Origin of the sequence: Ureibacillus suwonensis, assembly GCF_042655065.1 — a bacterium.
Taxonomy (GTDB): domain Bacteria; phylum Bacillota; class Bacilli; order Bacillales_A; family Planococcaceae; genus Ureibacillus; species Ureibacillus suwonensis.
Map to the genome: position 1 here is coordinate 62,521 of NZ_JBHSNQ010000048.1, position 18,138 is coordinate 80,658.

Below are 18,138 nucleotides of genomic sequence, written 5' to 3' on the forward strand. Positions count from 1 at the left end.
CTGATTATTTTTCCATAAAAAAGCCCTCCAATAAAATGAGCTTATTGGAGGTTTGACATCTCCTTCATGATCAACACTTGCCGTTCGAAGCAGAACCGAAGAATCAATTGTTGATCGTTTTCATCGATATTGATGAATTGGAAAGATGCAAGCTGTTCATCATTGTTTTTAAATATTTGAACCACTTTCGCATCCGTCTGAATATATTGTATCTCACCATTTTTAAATGGTAAAACAATTGTTAATGTGACCGTATTTCCTTCTGCGAATGGCGGAACAGATTGCAGTTTTACAGCAATTCCACCGGCGCTGATATCCTTTGTCACGTATGGATGATATTGACCGTTGTATTCTACGGAAACGTCCACTGAAGTTCTGACCCGGACAAATCTCCTTCTTTCAATCTTTTTGATTTCCTTTCTGGGAGGGCATGAAAGTAAAATCGTAGGCAACTGGTCCATTTTTTCGCCGATCACTTTCGTCGGAAATGTGTAGATGACTTTATCTTCGCCTTGAAATATTGCACGATAATCAGTGTTCTTCCTTAAGCAGCAGGTTTTATTCGTCTGCATTCCCACCGGTTGAGATACATAAAGCACATTGTCTTGTCTGTCCACCACTTTGCATTTGACACTTTCAACCGTTTCCGATGAATTGGATTCCAATGTAATAAACATCCCCATTTTAATTTCCATTTTGACCCGCCTCGCACAATAATTGTATTTATATTATTGCACGAAAGAATCGGAATTTCTAGAGTGTTTAAATAATTATGGCAATTGCTCCACTTTGAGGACATCATGGTTTTCCGTATCTACAACAACCCGGTACGTTTGATTGATGTCATCTTCAAAACGGGCAATCACTTCATAGCATAATCTTAACTGATACGCTTCGTTTTCCGTATAAATGAATCGTTCTTCCTCCACCACTGTATTTGGGCGGAAAAATTTCTTCCAGTCAATCGGAACTACCGGCTGATTGTCATTGATGTTTTCTCTTTGTACATATTCCATTGCATTCAAACCTAACAGCTCTCCACTGTCCTTCGATACTTTCAACTGTATACCGTCCGGATATACCAGGGCATTGTGTTTTCCTGCCACCCGCGCAAGATGGACATGCCAAGCTTCATGGTTTTCCCGCATTTCGATAATCTCCAAATCATCATAACCGGCCCGTTCAATAAATTGCTTTGTCAATTCCTTCACTTTTTCCTGTGTAATATTCCGGTCCGGCTGTACCGGGCGTTCGGATAAGAAGGATATCAAATGGCCGCCTTTGACTGTAATATCCGCATATCCTACCCTGCTTCCTTTGACAAATTGAATATGGTAAAAGGGATATGGCGCATCTTCTTTGCTCTTTGAAACGGTATATGTCGCATCTTTGATCCCCGGCACAAGCTTTTCTAAAACTTGAATGGCTTCATCCTTCGTGATTTCACGATCTCGTATGTGTTTCAAATCCCGTTTCTTCAACCAATCGGATTCGCTGGTTGTTAACGGGAAATCCTTTTCCGAATATGTTTTCAAGTTTGAAGCCAGATTTTTAAAAGGCGATTCTTCCAGATCGGTTTTCGCCACTTGCTTCCATTTTTCAAAATCACCGTCATTTTCATAAAAATGGGCTGTTGCAAGGGACCATTCATTTGTCAATTGTTCCAAATTGTTATGAACCACCGTCATCTTCTTTTGCCAAGATTCGTAATCGCCGTTGGTTGAAGCTCTTTTTGCTTCATCCCCGATTTTTCCGATATAACGGAGCCATTGATTCGCTACATCCGGATTCAACGGCAAATTACTGATGGATGTACGCAATTCATTGCTTGTCCGCCAAATGTTGTCCAATTCGTTTTGTAATGCTTTTTCATCCTGGAATAGCAGTGATTGTGCCACGGAACGCTGCAAATAGGATAATTTTTCGCTGGCATTGGATAAAGAATTGGTGTATTGCGCGTGAATTTCTTTTTTCAATTGTTGATTGTCTGAACGGACATCATAAGCATACAGCCCTAATGCCAACACAGCAATGGAAAGTAAGTATACTAGACTTTTCATATTGTCGCTCCTTTAATAGCAGAAAATATGTTGACCGATTTGTTTAATTTGAGGTCTTGACCAAATCCATTTGCTTGTCGCTGTATTCGGATTGAAATAATATAGTGCATTTTCCGATGGATCCCATCCACTCATGGCATCAAGAACTGCCTGTTTCGCCCTTTCATTCGGCGTCAACCAAATTTGTCCATCTGCCACGGCTGTAAATGCACCTGGTTGGAAAATGATTTCCGAAATCGTATTAGGAAAATCAGGCGACTCAAGCCGGTTTAAAATAACTGCCGCCACTGCCACTTGTCCTTCATAAGGTTCTCCCCTCGCTTCTCCATAAACAGCGTTCGCCATCAGCTGCAAATCTTGCTCCGTAAATTTGGATGGCAACTGGTAGCTTTTGCTTCCCGACGAACCAGCTTTCCCTTTTTTCACTTGTTGATCAAGAGGAATACCTCCATAATAAGTAAACTCTCTTCCCGCATTAATTTGCGCATGCACCCATTCCCGGTCAAAATCGCTGTTGTTCGCAAGCACCCTTTTTGTTTCCGCGCCGGCAATCCCATCCACTTTCAAGCCATAGCTTTCCTGGAAGTTTCGCAATGCCCAGTAAGTGCCGTATCCGAACTTTCCATCAATTTTTCCATGATAGAACCCCAAATATTGCAGTCGTGCTTGCAATTCGATCACATCGTCGCCAAAGGCACCCCGTTCAATGACCTGATTCGAAAAGGCGAAAGATTCTTCCGGCTTGATGAGCGTAATCGTGCCGGTTGCCGCAACCAGATACAGCAATGCAATCAATATATTTCTGAACATCTCCTTCACTCCTTTTTTCATAGCATGTTAACTTTGGAACCAATTATGCACTGATCAACGAAAAAATGGTCGAATCTCCAAGCGAAACGACCATTCAGCCATTATTATGTTCAATGAACAAATTTTTATTGTTGATTTCGTAAAATAAAAAAATGGCCCAAAAGGAGTTGTTCCTTTCAGACCATGACTAAATCTTATTTTGTTCCACAAGATGTTTGATTAAATGCTCATGTGCCAATTTCACTTTCCTTAAAGCAAACCACCATAAAAAAAGCATGAATGGGGCCATCAAATAAAGCCAATAATCTTCAAACATTAAAATAGAATTATAGATGAAATGCAAAAATAATGGAGCCGCAATGGAAAGAGCCAAATATTCCTTCGAACGGTCATTCTTTGTAAATTTGCTTTTTCCGAAATAATAGCCCATCACCACACCGAATAAAGCATGGCTTGAAACTGGCAATAATGCGCGCATAAAGGCGGTTTCAATGCCAAATGTCAACAAATAAAGAATATTCTCCAGTGTAGCAAACCCTAAAGAAGCAGCTGCTCCATACAGAATTCCATCATATGGATCGTCAAATTCCACATGGCGATAAATAAAAGCAAAAATAATGAACCACTTGAAAAATTCTTCCAATGCGCTCGAGAATAGGACATCGAGGAGAAAAGAATTTGTAATGATTTCTTCTTCCTGCATGACATACTGAATGAACATGATTGGAAAAGTGATCAATAATCCGAAAATGAATGTTCGGAGAAGTGTTTTTCGGGGTTCGGTCGCCATTTGATTTCGCAAGTAAAAATAGCTGAATAACGCACATCCTGGAGCAATCGCTGCAGAGAGTAGAATAAACAATATCGACGCTCCCTTCCTTATTAATAATATTTTATAGTATTACTCTAGGTTTTTAAAGGTTGGGAACTGAATTTTTCCGGCAATAAAAAAAGCGGCGCTGTATATGTCGCCAACCTTGCTGGAGCAATGTCGAAGAAATATAACCATATTAAAGCGGGCTGTCCAGAACATTTTATACTTTCAGGACAGCCCTTTTTCCGTAATGTCTTCCTTTAGATGCTTTGTTTCTTTTCAATGGCTTTTGCAATAAACGCCCCATGGAATTTTCCATTTTCAATGAAAATTTCGTTGGCATTGTTGCCGGCAGCGAGAACTCCTGCAATGAACAAATTCTCCACATTGGATTCCATTGTTTCAGGGTCATATGTAGGACGGCCGGTTTCATCATCAATGGTTACACCCATTTTCCGGATGAAATCATGATCCGGATGATAGCCGGTCATGGCGAACACAAAATCATTTTTGATGACTTCTTCTTTGCCGTCGATATCCAGTACAACTTCCTTCTCCCGAATCTCTTTCACCATTGTGTTGAAATGCATCACCACTTCGCCATTTCGGATGAGGGATTGGAATTCCGGCAAAATCCATGGCTTGATGCTCGGAGAATAATCACTGCCGCGGTATGCAACGGTTACACGGGCACCTGCCTTATGCAATTCCAACGTCGCATCGACCGCTGAGTTTTTCCCTCCGACGACCAACACATCCGTATCAAAGAAAGGATGGGCTTCTTTAAAATAATGGAAAACCTTTGGCAAATCTTCTCCGGGTACGTTCATATAGTTCGGATGATCATAATAACCGGTTGCCAAAATGACATAAGGTGTTTCATATTGGGCCTTATCGGAAGTCACAATAAAGAATCCGTCCGGACGTTTTTCCACAGAAAGCACTTTTTCGAAGCGGTTTACATGAATGTTTTTCAGTTTCACCACTTCACGATAATAAACAAGGGCCTGATTTCTGCTTGGTTTCCGTTGTTCCACTATAAACGGAACATCGCCAATGGCCAATTTTTCGCTTGTGGAGAAAAAAGTTTGGTGAGTTGGATAATGATAGAGGGCGTTTACCACATTCCCTTTTTCTATAACAATTGGTTTCAACCCGATATTTTGGAGTTCAATCGCTGCCGATAAACCACATGGGCCTCCTCCAACAATAATTGCATCTGCTTTTTGCATTTGTTCACAACTCCTTAATTTGACAAACTACTACCTTATTATAACGCGGAATTTCAACCCTTTGGTCAGAATGTGCGCCGAAAGTTTAAGTCAATTATGTGACATTCGGGTTTTGCCCCTAAACGTAAAGGGAACATCGTCGTCCCATAGCCGTTGCTGATGAGGGTATACTTGCCTTCATCGTCGGAAAAAGCGCCTTGCGGGTAAATTCCGAAAGGGCCCAACCGAATTTGGCCACCATGAAAATGTCCAGCCAGATAAATGTCCGCATGATAGTTTCCGATTTTAGAAAACAGGATCGGATTATGGGATACAAATATGACCGTATCTTGTGGGTCACACTTTTCGAAAGCTTTTTCAGGACTGGCTTTGCGTGAAGAAACATCATCCACCGCGCTCAACCAGCATCTGTTCACCATATTCGGCAGCAGTATCGCATCATTCTCAACAATTTTTACACCCGTCTCTTGAAAAATTCCCCTCAAACGCTCTTCGCCCACTTCCCGATCGTTGTTCCCCCAAACAAAATAAACAGGTCCCAATGTTTGCAGAAGCCGGAGATTTTGATAAATTTTCGAAATCGGTGTCCTTTTGTCGGCCAAATCCCCGCCAATGATCACCGCATTGATTGGTTCTTTTATGTTTCGTATCATTTTATCGCTGATTAAGCGGGTATGAATATCCGAAATAAAAAAAATCGAATATTTCTCCTCTTCCCCTGTTAAATTGATTTCATGGTGTACAACATTATTTTCAAACGCTTCTTTTACCATAAATGCAAGCAAGCATGAACAGGAGATCAGGACAGCTGTCAACCCAAACATGTACAAGTACCCCTCCCGGTAAAACAAAAAGACGTGGTAAATTCACCATCGTCTTTTCAACAGTAATGTATAATATTTTAACGGATTTTATTCAAATGATAAAACCTTTTCTTTTATTCGGGAATGACAAGCGACTGTCCCGGTGTAATCACATCGGAAGATAAATGATTGGCATTTTTTATTTTTTCGACACCGCTGATCGGATCATTGTAGTATTGCTTGGCAATTCGGAATAATGTTTCATTCGCACTGACAGTATGTATTTTTACTTTTTTCTCTTCAGAAGCAGGCTTTTGCTGTTCTGTATTATTTTCATTTTTCTTAACATCTTTATCATCCGCTGATTTCTCAGGAGCATCGGTTTTTGTTTCCTTCTCTGGCGTTTTTGGTTTGGAATCCGCTTGTTCCTCTTTTTTTGCAGCTTCAGAAGAAGAATCTTCCTTTTTAATTACGTCACTTTTATTTTCTTTCTCTTTGGCGGAAACTTCATTATTTCTTTGCACTTCAACCAGATTCTCATCTTTATCGACAGAAACCTCTTCATCGTTTGGATCCCAAAAACCCCATACATAAATTAATATCGCCAGTGGAATCCCGATCATAATAAGGGTCAAAGTTGTCAGTAATGGCGTTTCTTTCGATTTTTTCTTTCTTTTTTGGCGGCGTTCGCTGCGACTTAATCTTGTTTTTCCATCTTCTATCTCAATCGATTGTCGATGTTCCTCTATCTTTTTTCGATAATCTTTTCCACTCATACAGCACCTCCATTACTTCTGATTTCATTATGACGAAAATGATAAAAAAAGTAAATGAGAGGAAATTTCTATTTTCAAAGAAAAATGTCGTAAAGGAGGAAATTTTAACATTTTCAGTCAGTTCCTAGCAGAATTTGTCGCAGCCGCATCTGCCACGTGGAAGGTGCTGTTGCCGCCTTCGTATCCTGTCTTGGAAGAAGGAATTGCTGATAATCGATGCCGCAATGTTCACAACAATGCTCCGGTTTATCTTTTAATGTTTGCCCAAAATATTCCACAAGTTGTTCCCGGATGCACCGATCGCTTTTCACAATACGCAGCATCTCATCCACCGATCTGTACTTCTCGTTCATCATTTTCCTGAAAATCGATTTAACTTCTTCCAACGGATAGAGGCCCATCCAATAGTGCAGCACACGGAAGGTGGTTTCAGAAATGAATCCATCTTGAATCATTTCTTTTGGATCCACTTTTCGGTTTCTATATTCTTCATACAGCTCCATTTGGGTTTCACTTGGCAAGTCTTCCCCTGCAATAAACCGCGCGACTTCTTCATCCCCTTCACTGTACAACAGAATGGCAATGGCATCTTTTCCATCGCGCCCGGCTCTCCCCACTTCTTGCATATAATCGGCCACATTGGATGGCATTGTATCATGTATGATTTGACGCACATTTTCTTTATGGACCCCCATGCCGAAAGCATTCGTCGCAACAATCCAATCCAATGCTCCTTCAATAAATTGCTGTTGGATAAATTGCCGGTCTTCCGCCTCTTTCCCCCCATGATAGGAAGAAACGGAAATGCCAAGCTGCAATAATTGTGCCGCAATTTCGTCCGTCCTTTTTCTGGACCGGGTATAAATGATGCCTGGGCCCTCTGTCTGCGTCACATGGTCAAGGAGCCATTCCATTTTTTCTTCTCTCGTTTGGAATACTTTTTTCCCAAAACGGATATTGGGACGATCCACCGAATGAATATATTCAAAAGGATCCCTCATCTTTAAAAAACGGCGTATGTCTTCCAGCACTTTTTCCGTCGCCGTTGCCGATAGAGCCAAAATCGGCGGCCGGTCTTCTTTCAACACTTCCCCTATTTTTAAATAATCCGGCCGGAAGTCAAATCCCCATTGGGAAATGCAGTGGGCTTCATCCACTACAATCAATGCCAAATCCAACCGGTTCAACCGCTGGATGATCTGCGGCTGCACCAACATTTCCGGAGATATGAAAATGAAGCGATATCGATGCAGAGTATCCAATACAAGTTTCTTTTCATTTCTGTTTAAAAAGGAATTGATCGCCACTGCCCGCTTTTCGCCGAACTGCTTCATCTGGTCCACCTGGTCTTGCATGAGGGAAAGGAGCGGCGAAATAATTAATACCGGTTTGTTAAATATGTATCCTGGCAACTGATAACATAAAGATTTCCCCATGCCAGTGGGAAGCAAGGCAACGGTATCCCTTCCATCCAATAACTGCCCGATGACCTCTTTTTGGCCGGGGCGAAAGGAAGGATAACCGAAATGGGTTTGCAGAAGCTGTTCTAATTGCATACGTTTTCACCTCTGACAAGTGCCAGGCGCAATTGGAAATACGATAGATGAGGAAGCACTTCACGGAGCACTTTCAGCTTTTTCGTATCGTAATCTTCTGTCGCAACAAGCACTTGTTGTATATCTTCTTTTGAAATAAATTTTTCGATCGGAAACGCCGGATCGTTGATGGCCAATTCAACGATATGATCTTCAATGGTACTTTGTTTCAATTTTCGCATTCGGCAAATTTGCTCGATGGAATATCCCTGTTTGAACAGCAACGCCGTATGATAGGCGGAGCCGGTCAATGGAATATCCGCCCGGATATGTTCCGACATCTGATGCAAATACGGATATTGCAGTCTGTTTGGAAGAATTTCATTCAACCATTGATGAAGACAAGCAACATATAAGATTTGGGCGTCCAATTCAGGCATCTGATATTCCATGCCAAGCTGCTCCCAAGTAAACCCGGGCATTTGATATCCGGTTAAACGTTTTACCACAATTTCTTTTGCCTGTTCCTTGATTTGGACCTTTCCAAGACTTTGGAGAATTTCATCGTACAGGTTATGTCCAAGGAGCCCTGATTTGTAGTCGTTTTTCAAAAGGAAATGCCGTACCCAATGCTGAATTTCTTCATCTTTTTGAATCGGACTGAAGGCCATCACTTTTTCTCTCGCATGGGACAAACTTTGCACGATGAGTGAAAGTCTTGAGAAAAAAAGATGCTCATTTCCCCGATATTGCCATCCATTCAAAGGAAGCGGTTCATATTGCCGAAGGAATTGGATACCCTTTGGCGTTACATGGAAACTGTTGTCTGTTATCTGAATCAATTGGCTTTCAACGAGTTTTTGAATTTCTTCATCGTATTTCTTTCTTGATAATTTTGGGAAAATGCCAAAGTATGGATGCAAATGAAAAATGCCGACATCCTGAATGGTTTGGCCGGAGCGTTTGCCTTTCAATAAATGATATGGGGAAGAAATGGTCCGTTCATTTTCTAAGATTTTTAAAATATCTAAGACTAAATACTGAAATAGCAAATCAGAACCTCCTTTTTATAGTCTTAATGTTGAAAAGTGATATAAACAGTTTTAGAATAATAAAGAAGCTTCAACTAGGTAGCCCGATAGAAAAAAAGGAGAGATTCATTCTATGCCAAAATATACAATTGTAGATAAAGATACATGTATTGCTTGCGGCGCTTGCGGTGCAGCTGCCCCAGACATTTATGATTACGATGATGAAGGCATTGCCTTTGTTATTTTAGATGATAACACGGGGACTGCCGAAGTACCAGAAGATTTGCTGGAAGATATGCAAGACGCTTTTGAAGGTTGTCCGACTGATTCCATCAAAGTGGCAGACGAACCATTCGATGGCGATCCATTGAAATTTGAATAACCAATAAAAAAGGTGCATCGTTTGTGAATGCACCTTCATTTTTTCAGTAAAATGCCGTTACGTATTTTGCTCCCGCATTTTCTTCAATATATACGCCGCAAGGAGCAGGAAGCAGCCAAGCCCAAAAATGGTATAATAAGATACTTCAAAAGATGCGCCAAAAGGCTGAATGGCAAATTTCACAATTAAGCTGAGGGCAAATAAGCCCGCGATCAAAAATCCGAACAGAATGGAGATCGTCCTTTTCTTTTTCTGTTCTTGGAATGCTTCTTTTTTCAATAAAACGACTACGAAGTAAATGAACATCGCCAAGCTGGCTATTAGAAGCAGGCCGGACACGATCAGCGTTCCCGAATAAATCGTTTGATCCTCTTTTTTTATCAGTGGCCCAATCCCACTTACGATCATATACCAACCGAATAGCGTCATTACTATTTCGAGAATGAATTCCGATTGACGCTTCCATGATTCCTTTGGCAAAGAGGCGATGATTTCTTCGGCCAGCTCTTTTGGATTTTTCCCAAACACTTCCTTTGCCGTTTTCCCCTCCTTTTGCGCCTCCAACAAATGATCCAGCATTTCGAGCAGCACTTCTTCCGTTGCCCTTTCATCACGGGAGAGATTTGCCCGGATGTAAACAAGCAAATCTTCGTAATACTTTTGATTTTCCTTTGTCAAAAGCTTTCTCTTCTCATTATTTTGACGTATAAGTTCTTTTACCGTAACTTTCATTTTCTTCACTCCCCCAACAATTTTTCGATGGAACCCGAAAGGATTTTCCACTCTTCCCGTATCTGTCCAAGAACCTCTTTTCCTTTCTGTGTAATGGAATAATATTTTCGGTTCGGACCTGAATCGGATGCCCTCATTTCCCCTATGACGTATCCATTTTTTTGAAGTCGCAACAGTACCGGATATATCGTTCCTTCACTGATATCCAATCCAACTTGCTCCAGCTTTTTTGATAGTTCATAACCGTATACTTCCTCCTGATCAATGATGGCCAGAATACAGCCATCGAGAACGCCTTTTAACAATTGAGTGCGAATGCTCAACCCCTTCACCTCCCTGTTCGGCACCACACTACTTTGTAATGCAAGGTACTTACGTGCAACTATCTTGTAATGCAAAGTATTTATCTTAACTATATTGCAATGCAAAGTAGCTGTCAATAGTTCTTGTTGATTTTTATTCTAAATACTGTTAATATTTTAGTAGTTGGTACTAATAACTGATGTCAAAGGGGTCAATACCATGGATGTATTAAATTTAAAAGATAAAAACATTGTAGTCATGGGCGTTGCCAATGAAAGAAGCATCGCTTGGGGAGCGGCGGAAAAACTTTTGGAAGTTGGAGCAAACGTCATTTTCACTTATCGGAAAGATCGCTCAAAAGCAAAAATAGAAAAACTTTTAGAAAGTCACAAAGACAAAAAAAATGCCGTTATTCAATGTGACGTGAACAGCGATGAATCCATCCAGAATGCGTTCCAACAAATCGGCGAACAATTTGGAGTGATTCATGGCATTGTGCATTCTGTTGCCTTTGCCCATGCGGAAGACTTGAAAAACCGCTTCGTTGAAACAACACGTGAAGGATTCGCTTTTGCGCTGGATACTAGCGCTTATTCATTAATTGCGGTCACAAGAGCGGCCCGTCCATATATGACGGAAGGCGCATCCATTGTCACGATGTCCTATTTGGGGGCAGAACGGGTTCTTGAAGGTTACAACGTGATGGGTGTGGCAAAAGCGGCTTTGGAAGCATCCGTCCGCTATTTGGCTGCTGATTTGGGCAAAGAAGGGATCCGCGTCAATGCGATTTCAGCCGGTGCAATCCGCACACTTGCGGCAAAAGGGGTTCCTAGCTTCAATGAAGCCCTTCATCGTTACGAAGAGGTTTCCCCGTTGAAACGCAATACAAACAAAGAAGAAGTCGGCGATATGACGGTCGTTATGCTCAGCGACATCTCCCGGGGCATCACCGGGGAAACGATTTATGTCGACTCCGGTTACCACATTATGGGGTAATAATGAAAAGTAGTACAAACGGTTTGTACTACTTTTTTCATGTCTTATTTTATTTTGACAACCACAACGTCTGCATCTTCCTTCGCGGTCAGGCTGTGCACTTCTTTCGGTTCCATGTGCAATAAAGATTCGCTCGTCAACTCGACTGTTTCATCATTCACCGTAAATGATACGATCCCACTGCGTACAATAATCAACACATCGCAATCGGCAAAATGGTCCGGAATGGATTCGCCGGATTTCAATTGGATATTGAGCACTTGGGCTTTTGACGTTTCAAAAACTTTTCCTGCCTGCTTTTTTCTTTCATTTAGAACATATGGTGTAGAAATGACTTGCACAAAGGATTCCTCCAATCTCTTCTTTTACAATACTTTTCCTTTATTGAAACTTCTCCAATAAGACATCTTTTGTGACAGGGCCAACAATTTTTTCAATCACCGTACCGTCTTCATGAATAATAAAACTTGTTGGAATCGTCATGATTTGATATTTCTTTGAAACTTCCCCACGCTCATCAAGCAAAACAGGAAACTGCAATTGGTACTGGACCGAAAAATCTCTCACATCATCGATTGAAAACTCTTGATCCGTCACATTAATGGCCAATATCTCGATATCGTTCCTTATGGCATATTGATCATAGAATTCATTCAGCTCTTGCATTTCCTCCTTGCAAGGTGGGCACCAACTTGTCCAAAAATTGAGCAGAATTTTCTTTCCTTTTAATTCTGACAATCGGATAGTTTCATTATGAATCGTTTTTAACTGAAAATCCAGTGCTTCAACATTCATCGGCTGATAGGAAGTTTCCAACTCCTCATCATGAGAATGTCCATCCGTTGCATCCAACGGTACAATATCGTGCGGTTCCTCCATCCCTAAATTTTGATATAGAAAATCAATAAACTCGTCTTCTGTAAACATCTCCCCCTCACTTGTCCGTTCTTTGAAAAAGCTCGAATAGATTGTCCAAACCATCGTAGTGACAATCAGCAATAAGAAAAAAATGGATACATTTCTTTTTCCCATAACACCATCCTTTATAGCAATATATGAATCGAAAACATAAAAAAGGAGTTTGCCGTCATGCAAACTCCCCTTACTTTTTTATTGTTTTTGCAATAAATATTGTGCCCTTTGGCTCTCTATCCATTTTCTCATCGTTCTGAACAACATCAATACAAGCACCATCAATAAGATGCCTTTGATGATATTGAACGGCAAAATGCCAAGAACGATGGTTTCCTTCACATCAAAGCTTCCCATTCCCAAGAAATACGTGTACATCGGCAAGAAGGCGACGTAATTTAAAACGCTCATGCCAATCGACATGGAAAATGTTCCTGCAACCAGTCCTAAAATTAACCCTTTGATGGAATTGGTTTTCTTATAAATATAATAAACTGGCAGAATAAATAAGAGACCTGTCGCAAAGTTTGCCATATGTCCCACCGGTACCCCTGTCGGTGCGCCGATAAATAGCCAATTCAAAATATTTTTAATAAGTTCCACCAGAATACCTGCAACCGGCCCCATTGTAATGGCGGCAATCAATGCAGGAACATCGCTGAAATCGATTTCCAAAAATACAGGAAAATACGGAAGCGGGAAATTTAAAAACATCAAAATAAATGAGATGCTTGATAGCATTGCAACTGTTACGAATGATCGCACTTTCATCTTTTTCATTAACACTCTCTCCTCTTTGCTTGTTGATTCAACTCGCAAGAAGAAAGGCATCAGTCGGCTTCGTTACAAATAAAAATCCCTTATGCGAACTTGCATAAGGGAGAAAAGGATACAATTAGAGACAACACATGACTAAAAAGACCATGAAGAAATGCGCGTTGGATATTACAAAAAATTCCAACACCAAGTCTGTCATGTGCAATGACTGCCCATAACGAAAAACGACCATACCATCTTCTCCCATCCAGACTATACTGTCGGCTTTGGAATCTCACCAAATCCTGCTCAAAATGAGCTCGCGGGCTTAAGAACACGAAGTTCTAACACCGCCGGTCGGGAATTTCACCCTGCCCCGAAGATGAATCATTATTCAATTTAGCCTTATTATATGAGAATACTGAATATTTGTAAAGGAATATGTTCATTGATATGAAAAATGATATGGCATCCTGTTCATGTAACGGTATTTTTTCCGCGTTTCCATGCACCAGTTCCATTCACTTTTATTCATTTTCCAATACCGTATACGGCAATTTATTCGGACCAACCGGGATTGGCAATGGTTTTGAGAAGTCAAATCCTTCCCATTCCGATTGGACAATGTTTTCGAACTGTACCGCCTTGTTGAATCCTGCGGCAGTCAAAAGCATCCCCTCAATCATTTGCATTGCTTCCACTTGATTATAATTGAAAAGATCCAAAGGTTCTTTAAAGGTGATTTTCACCAAATCCTTCTCAACGCTGACCGAATAATCGACATTTGGCAAGATGACCGATTGATAGACATCATTGGTATTCACCTTTAATGCTTCCATCGCCTTTTCGACATTCGGAAAAGTTTCTCTGAAATTTGGCGCCAAAAACGCGGAGCCATCCTCTTGTACATATTTGAAGTAGCTATATTGTGTTGTTTCCTTTGTAATCTGAAGCGAATATTCTTTTCCCACTTCCTTCAATATCTTTGGTTGATGGTTTTGATCGGCAAATTCCACTTCACTATAAGAAGAAAAAGTGTCGGACAAGGTAGCAAAATAGGTTGAAAGGGCTGCCGATGCAACGTCATATGGATGATTCTCCGGCAAAACATGAATCACTTTTCCATTCTTCTCGGTGATTTCTCCCTCGTAAGGATGATAGTCGATAAAGCCCAATGCCTGTTCGTTTAATCGGGGAGCGTATACTTTGTACATTTCTACTTGCGACGGATCGTTTTTTCCAAAATCTTCGAGTATTTTTTCGTTCGGAATCACAATCGTTACCGGTATGCTGTCCGCATCTTTGCTTGCAAGACCGATTCGGAAAAGGGTGTTCCCTTCCGTTTGATCAGGATATACAGCCGTTCTGTTATCCGTTCCCACCGTCATCACGTTCACGAATTTTTCCTGTTCTTCAAGATTATCCGGGACGCCCAGAATGCCCATGTCCTCTCCGGATGAATCATTCGCAGTCGACGCCTCATCCGCAGTTGAATCTTTTTTCATCAAAGAAGGGATCAGAATTGCGATGAATAATACGGCACAAGCAGCAATCATCCATGGCAACAGATTGATTCTTGGCGATTTTTTTGGAGGCTCTTCATCAAAAACCCCGTCCTTTTTCAATCGTTCCAACACTTCTTCTTTTGAACGGGTATCATGAATTTTTGGAACTTTGCTCAGCAACTTTTCAATTCGTTCTTCATCCCAATGCTCATGATTCATATTGATTCGCCTCCTTTTTATTTGATAGCAATTCCCTTAGCTGCTTTATGGCACGGTGTTGTGTCGTTTTTACTTTTCCTTCCGTCCAATTGAGTATTGCTGCCGTTTCTGCAATGGACAGTTCCTGAAAATAGCGGAGAATGATCACCAGTTGCTGATCTCCGGTACACTTTTCCAACGCTTCCAACAGATGCCTCAGTTCATCATTCAATTCGATAAAGGCTTCAGGCGATTTTACGGGGGATACAAGCTGCTCCCTCTCCCAATCAAAAGCGGTATATGAACGGGAAGAGCGGACAGCTTTTTTCCTGAAGTAATCAATCGCGACATTTTTCGCAATCGCAAAAAGCCACGTCTTTTCTGAGCTTCTCCCTTGAAACCGTTCATATGACTTCAATACCCGGACATACACTTCATGGGACAAGTCTTCCGCTGTCGATCGATCTTTTACCAAATACACTAAAAATTGGAACACATCCTGATGATATTGATCATACAGTCGATGGAATATGGATTCTTTCAATCCATGCCACCTCCATCCTTATTCATTTTGTCGATTTTTAATCAAAAATGTTACATGAAAGTAAAAATTAATGTGAAAGAGAAAATTTTCGCAAAAAATGTAAAAAAAGAATTCGCTTCTACTCCAGGTAATAGAGTACCATACTTCGATTAAATCGCAAGTAATATTTTCAAACTTTACCTGGAGTATCCACGAATTCTTATCCATTTAACGGCAAATAGAAGGTGAAGGTTGTCCCTTTTCCGACTTCACTATCCACCCTGATATTTCCGTTATGGGCTTCAACAATATTTTTGGCGATGGCAAGACCCAAGCCTGTGCCGACTTTTTTATTGCGCGTTCTCGCCTTATCCGCTTTATAAAAACGTTCAAAGACAAATGGCAGATCTTCTTTGGAAATGCCTTCTCCCGTATCGGCTACTTGGACTTTCAAATAGGACAATTCTTGTTCCAATGATACGGTCACACTGCCGTCTGCAGGTGTGTGGCGGATGGCATTATCAATCAAATTGGTCAATACTTGTTCAATACGGTCTTCATCGATGCTGATCACCGTATCTTCCGGCAATTCTGTATGGAAATTCAAATGGATATGATTTTCCTTCGCCACTTGACTGAACTTTTGCGTAATACGTTCAAAAACAGGATTAATCGGCACCGTTTCTTTCACTAATGTTGTATGGCCGGATTCCATGCGTGCCAGATCGAGCAGGTCGGCAACCAAACGTCCCATACGTTGTGATTCATCATAAATGATTTTTATCATCTCATTCTTTTCTTCTTCCGATTCGACCACACCATCAATGATGGCTTCAGAATATCCTTGCAGCATGGCGATCGGCGTCCTCAATTCGTGGGAAACGTTGGCAATAAAGTCTGAACGCAATTTGTCCAATTTAATTTGTTCCGTCATATCGCGAATCACCGCAATGGCTCCCCTGATCACTTGTCCGCTGCTTTTTAGCGGGCTGATGGTGATTCGGTAATAAGAACCGTCTATTTCCAAGTCCTCTTCCAGCTTATCTTCGAATGTTAATACATGATCTAACATGGCATAAATTTCTTCCGGCAAGAATAAATCTTTATTCATGCCATTTCGGATGAACCATCGCTGCAACAATCGTTCCGCAGGCGGGTTGCTGAGCAAAATGGTTTTATCACGGTTAAACGTAATCACCGCATCGGTCATGGATGTAAGGATGCTGAACAATTGTTCTTTTTCTTGGCTGATCACTTCCAGATGATGTTTCAGCTGACGTCCCATCTGATTGAATGCCACAGCCAACTGTCCGATTTCATCGCTTTGGTTTGTCGGCAGCTGCTCGTCAAAATTTCCTTTTGCAATATCAAAAGCATATTCCCGCATTTTCCGAAGGGGTTGTGTAATCTTTGATGATAAGAAAAAGGCGAAAAACGTTGTCAATACAAAGGCGATTATCGCTGACACAAAGACGATTTTGGTTGTTTGGTTCGTCGTTTGGTGAAGGGCTGAAGGGTTTTGATAAATAAATAAAACACCCTGTACTTCATTCTCAATGGACAACGGATAACCTAATACGAAATAAGACTCCATTTTATCTTCTTCCGTTTGGGAAGGCAAAATCATTTGCCGGATAATCGGTTCGCTGGCCTCAAAGATTTTTTGGAATTCATCCGATTCCAATAAATCCTTTCTTATTTCCTCCTGATTGATTCCAGATTGGTAGCTGGAAAGGACAGTCTGATCATCGAGGGCGATAAAGGCATTTGTATCTTCGTTTAATAAATCATCCAATAAATCGTCGGTAATTTGCTCTATATCCGTATGGGCTACTATGTTGGAGATGGTCGTTGCCGCTTGCTTCAAAGAGCTTTCCGCTTGTTTGATATGGAAATCATCAAGAAATTCAAGCATGGCAACTGTAAAAATAAATAACACAAATGAAACGAGAAGCAATATGGTCGCCCATAGCTTCCCGACAATACTATTCCATATTCTAGTCATTGATGACCTCAAATTTGTAACCAACGCCCCATACGGTTACAATCATTTTCGCCGCTTTATCCGATACGCGGTTCAATTTTTCGCGTAAGCGCTTTATATGCGTATCGACAGTACGCAAATCACCAAAGAAATCATAGTGCCATACTTCTTTTAATAATTGTTCCCGATCAAATACTTTATCCGGCGATTTCGCCAAGAAGTAAAGCAGTTCGTATTCTTTAGGAGTCAAGTTCACTTCTTGTCCATCACAAGTGACGCGATGGGCATCATTATCGATTGTCAAGTGAGGAAATACCACGATATCTCTGGAAGCAGTTGTGTTGGACACTTGGTTCAACGCACTTGAACGCCGTAAAATCGCTTTCACGCGCAACACTACTTCACGTGGACTGAACGGTTTCACGATATAGTCATCCGCACCCAATTCAAAACCTTGCACCCGGTTTGCTTCTTCGCCTTTAGCCGTCAAGAGAATAATCGGTGTAGATTTTTTTTCTCTAAGCTCTTCGCAAACTTGCAATCCGTCTTTTTCAGGCATCATGATATCTAAAATAACACAATGATAATCTTTCTCTAATGCCTTTTTTAGTGCGACTTCCCCGTTCTCCGCCTCATCTACCTCGTATCCTTCCCGTTCAAGATACATCTTTAATAGACGACGAATTCTGTCTTCATCATCCACAACCAAAATAGACACTTTTTCAGACACGATGTTAACCCCTCTCTTTGCTTTATCTACTATACTCATTGTACAATTTTATGAAT

General features: G+C 41.0%; 20 protein-coding genes and 1 riboswitch. Of the genes, 2 read left to right on the forward strand and 18 right to left on the reverse strand.

What is annotated here, in order from left to right:
* Positions 1 to 41: 41 nt before the first annotated feature.
* From ACFPOH_RS04680 to ACFPOH_RS04720, 9 genes are all read right to left on the reverse strand, one after another.
* Complete coding sequence (locus ACFPOH_RS04680) at positions 42 to 695, reverse strand: flagellar brake protein (RefSeq protein WP_390308946.1); 654 nt, start codon at positions 693 to 695, stop codon at positions 42 to 44.
* Between the two features lie 75 nt (positions 696 to 770).
* Entirely contained in the window at positions 771 to 2,060 is a 1,290-nt protein-coding gene (locus ACFPOH_RS04685) for a PepSY1/2 domain-containing protein (protein ID WP_342581247.1), read from the reverse strand.
* Positions 2,061 to 2,072: 12 nt separating this feature from the next.
* Positions 2,073 to 2,870 carry a spore cortex-lytic enzyme gene (gene sleB, locus ACFPOH_RS04690; protein ID WP_342469696.1) on the reverse strand — a complete coding sequence of 266 codons (798 nt, stop codon included), beginning with the start codon at positions 2,868 to 2,870 and terminating at the stop codon, positions 2,073 to 2,075.
* 187 nt (positions 2,871 to 3,057) lie between these two features.
* Positions 3,058 to 3,732, reverse strand: a complete 675-nt coding sequence (gene prsW / locus ACFPOH_RS04695; RefSeq protein WP_342469697.1) for a glutamic-type intramembrane protease PrsW — start codon at positions 3,730 to 3,732, stop codon at positions 3,058 to 3,060.
* A gap of 212 nt (positions 3,733 to 3,944) precedes the next feature.
* On the reverse strand, positions 3,945 to 4,916 hold the full coding sequence (locus ACFPOH_RS04700; protein WP_390308947.1) for a YpdA family putative bacillithiol disulfide reductase: 972 nt from the start codon (positions 4,914 to 4,916) through the stop codon (positions 3,945 to 3,947).
* Positions 4,917 to 4,981: 65 nt separating this feature from the next.
* Positions 4,982 to 5,740 carry a metallophosphoesterase gene (locus ACFPOH_RS04705; protein ID WP_342469699.1) on the reverse strand — a complete coding sequence of 253 codons (759 nt, stop codon included), beginning with the start codon at positions 5,738 to 5,740 and terminating at the stop codon, positions 4,982 to 4,984.
* 113 nt (positions 5,741 to 5,853) lie between these two features.
* Positions 5,854 to 6,495, reverse strand: a complete 642-nt coding sequence (locus ACFPOH_RS04710) for a LysM peptidoglycan-binding domain-containing protein (RefSeq protein ID WP_342469700.1) — start codon at positions 6,493 to 6,495, stop codon at positions 5,854 to 5,856.
* Between the two features lie 113 nt (positions 6,496 to 6,608).
* Complete coding sequence (locus tag ACFPOH_RS04715) at positions 6,609 to 8,051, reverse strand: RecQ family ATP-dependent DNA helicase (protein WP_342469701.1); 1,443 nt, start codon at positions 8,049 to 8,051, stop codon at positions 6,609 to 6,611.
* Positions 8,042 to 9,082 carry a YpbB family protein gene (locus tag ACFPOH_RS04720; protein ID WP_342469702.1) on the reverse strand — a complete coding sequence of 347 codons (1,041 nt, stop codon included), beginning with the start codon at positions 9,080 to 9,082 and terminating at the stop codon, positions 8,042 to 8,044. The genes ACFPOH_RS04715 and ACFPOH_RS04720 overlap by 10 nt, the downstream gene beginning before the upstream one ends.
* Before the next feature lie 112 nt (positions 9,083 to 9,194).
* Here ACFPOH_RS04720 and ACFPOH_RS04725 point away from each other — a divergent pair, with 112 nt between their 5' ends.
* Positions 9,195 to 9,443, forward strand: a complete 249-nt coding sequence (locus ACFPOH_RS04725; protein ID WP_208649523.1) for a ferredoxin — start codon at positions 9,195 to 9,197, stop codon at positions 9,441 to 9,443.
* Positions 9,444 to 9,500: 57 nt separating this feature from the next.
* Here the strand turns inward: ACFPOH_RS04725 and ACFPOH_RS04730 are convergent, their stop codons facing one another.
* Positions 9,501 to 10,175: a DUF1129 family protein gene (locus ACFPOH_RS04730; RefSeq protein WP_342469703.1), complete on the reverse strand. Its 675-nt coding sequence runs from the start codon at positions 10,173 to 10,175 to the stop codon at positions 9,501 to 9,503.
* Positions 10,176 to 10,180: 5 nt separating this feature from the next.
* Positions 10,181 to 10,498 carry a PadR family transcriptional regulator gene (locus ACFPOH_RS04735; protein WP_342469704.1) on the reverse strand — a complete coding sequence of 106 codons (318 nt, stop codon included), beginning with the start codon at positions 10,496 to 10,498 and terminating at the stop codon, positions 10,181 to 10,183.
* Positions 10,499 to 10,697: 199 nt separating this feature from the next.
* On the opposite strand from ACFPOH_RS04735, the gene fabI reads away from it, so the two are divergent.
* Positions 10,698 to 11,474 carry an enoyl-ACP reductase FabI gene (fabI, locus tag ACFPOH_RS04740; RefSeq protein WP_342469705.1) on the forward strand — a complete coding sequence of 259 codons (777 nt, stop codon included), beginning with the start codon at positions 10,698 to 10,700 and terminating at the stop codon, positions 11,472 to 11,474.
* 44 nt (positions 11,475 to 11,518) lie between these two features.
* On the opposite strand, the gene ACFPOH_RS04745 is transcribed toward fabI, so the two are convergent.
* The 7 genes from ACFPOH_RS04745 to ACFPOH_RS04775 form a co-directional block, all read right to left on the reverse strand.
* Positions 11,519 to 11,815, reverse strand: coding sequence for a cupin domain-containing protein (locus tag ACFPOH_RS04745; protein WP_390308948.1), 297 nt, complete (start codon positions 11,813 to 11,815; stop codon positions 11,519 to 11,521).
* A 40-nt stretch (positions 11,816 to 11,855) separates the two neighbouring features.
* Positions 11,856 to 12,506: a TlpA disulfide reductase family protein gene (locus ACFPOH_RS04750; RefSeq protein ID WP_342469707.1), complete on the reverse strand. Its 651-nt coding sequence runs from the start codon at positions 12,504 to 12,506 to the stop codon at positions 11,856 to 11,858.
* Between the two features lie 78 nt (positions 12,507 to 12,584).
* Complete coding sequence (locus ACFPOH_RS04755; RefSeq protein ID WP_342469708.1) at positions 12,585 to 13,166, reverse strand: ECF transporter S component; 582 nt, start codon at positions 13,164 to 13,166, stop codon at positions 12,585 to 12,587.
* 228 nt (positions 13,167 to 13,394) lie between these two features.
* A riboswitch (FMN riboswitch) is annotated at positions 13,395 to 13,530 on the reverse strand.
* Between the two features lie 139 nt (positions 13,531 to 13,669).
* The gene (locus tag ACFPOH_RS04760) at positions 13,670 to 14,866 is read right to left on the reverse strand and encodes a hypothetical protein (protein WP_390308949.1); all 1,197 of its coding nucleotides are present in this window, start codon (positions 14,864 to 14,866) and stop codon (positions 13,670 to 13,672) included.
* A complete protein-coding gene (locus tag ACFPOH_RS04765) occupies positions 14,856 to 15,389 on the reverse strand; it encodes an RNA polymerase sigma factor SigX (protein ID WP_342469710.1) in 534 nt (177 codons plus the stop codon). Before ACFPOH_RS04765 ends, ACFPOH_RS04760 begins: the two co-directional genes overlap by 11 nt.
* Before the next feature lie 199 nt (positions 15,390 to 15,588).
* Positions 15,589 to 17,373 carry an ATP-binding protein gene (locus ACFPOH_RS04770; RefSeq protein WP_342581241.1) on the reverse strand — a complete coding sequence of 595 codons (1,785 nt, stop codon included), beginning with the start codon at positions 17,371 to 17,373 and terminating at the stop codon, positions 15,589 to 15,591.
* Positions 17,366 to 18,082, reverse strand: a complete 717-nt coding sequence (locus tag ACFPOH_RS04775; protein WP_141600962.1) for a response regulator transcription factor — start codon at positions 18,080 to 18,082, stop codon at positions 17,366 to 17,368. The genes ACFPOH_RS04770 and ACFPOH_RS04775 overlap by 8 nt, the downstream gene beginning before the upstream one ends.
* Between the last annotated feature and the right edge of the window lie 56 nt (positions 18,083 to 18,138).

Bases quoted from the DNA above. Each gene is read 5' to 3' on its own strand.
- ACFPOH_RS04680 (WP_390308946.1), bottom strand. From the start codon at position 695: ATGGAAATTAAAATGGGGATGTTTATTACATTGGAATCCAATTCATCG.
- ACFPOH_RS04750 (WP_342469707.1), bottom strand. From the start codon at position 12,506: ATGGGAAAAAGAAATGTATCCATTTTTTTCTTATTGCTGATTGTCACT.
- ACFPOH_RS04710 (WP_342469700.1), bottom strand. From the start codon at position 6,495: ATGAGTGGAAAAGATTATCGAAAAAAGATAGAGGAACATCGACAATCG.
- ACFPOH_RS04685 (WP_342581247.1), bottom strand. From the start codon at position 2,060: ATGAAAAGTCTAGTATACTTACTTTCCATTGCTGTGTTGGCATTAGGG.
- fabI (WP_342469705.1), top strand. From the start codon at position 10,698: ATGGATGTATTAAATTTAAAAGATAAAAACATTGTAGTCATGGGCGTT.
- ACFPOH_RS04725 (WP_208649523.1), top strand. From the start codon at position 9,195: ATGCCAAAATATACAATTGTAGATAAAGATACATGTATTGCTTGCGGC.
- sleB (WP_342469696.1), bottom strand. From the start codon at position 2,870: ATGTTCAGAAATATATTGATTGCATTGCTGTATCTGGTTGCGGCAACC.
- ACFPOH_RS04755 (WP_342469708.1), bottom strand. From the start codon at position 13,166: ATGAAAAAGATGAAAGTGCGATCATTCGTAACAGTTGCAATGCTATCA.
- ACFPOH_RS04700 (WP_390308947.1), bottom strand. From the start codon at position 4,916: ATGCAAAAAGCAGATGCAATTATTGTTGGAGGAGGCCCATGTGGTTTA.
- ACFPOH_RS04760 (WP_390308949.1), bottom strand. From the start codon at position 14,866: ATGAATCATGAGCATTGGGATGAAGAACGAATTGAAAAGTTGCTGAGC.
- ACFPOH_RS04770 (WP_342581241.1), bottom strand. From the start codon at position 17,373: ATGACTAGAATATGGAATAGTATTGTCGGGAAGCTATGGGCGACCATA.
- ACFPOH_RS04705 (WP_342469699.1), bottom strand. From the start codon at position 5,740: ATGTTTGGGTTGACAGCTGTCCTGATCTCCTGTTCATGCTTGCTTGCA.
- ACFPOH_RS04715 (WP_342469701.1), bottom strand. From the start codon at position 8,051: ATGCAATTAGAACAGCTTCTGCAAACCCATTTCGGTTATCCTTCCTTT.
- ACFPOH_RS04730 (WP_342469703.1), bottom strand. From the start codon at position 10,175: ATGAAAGTTACGGTAAAAGAACTTATACGTCAAAATAATGAGAAGAGA.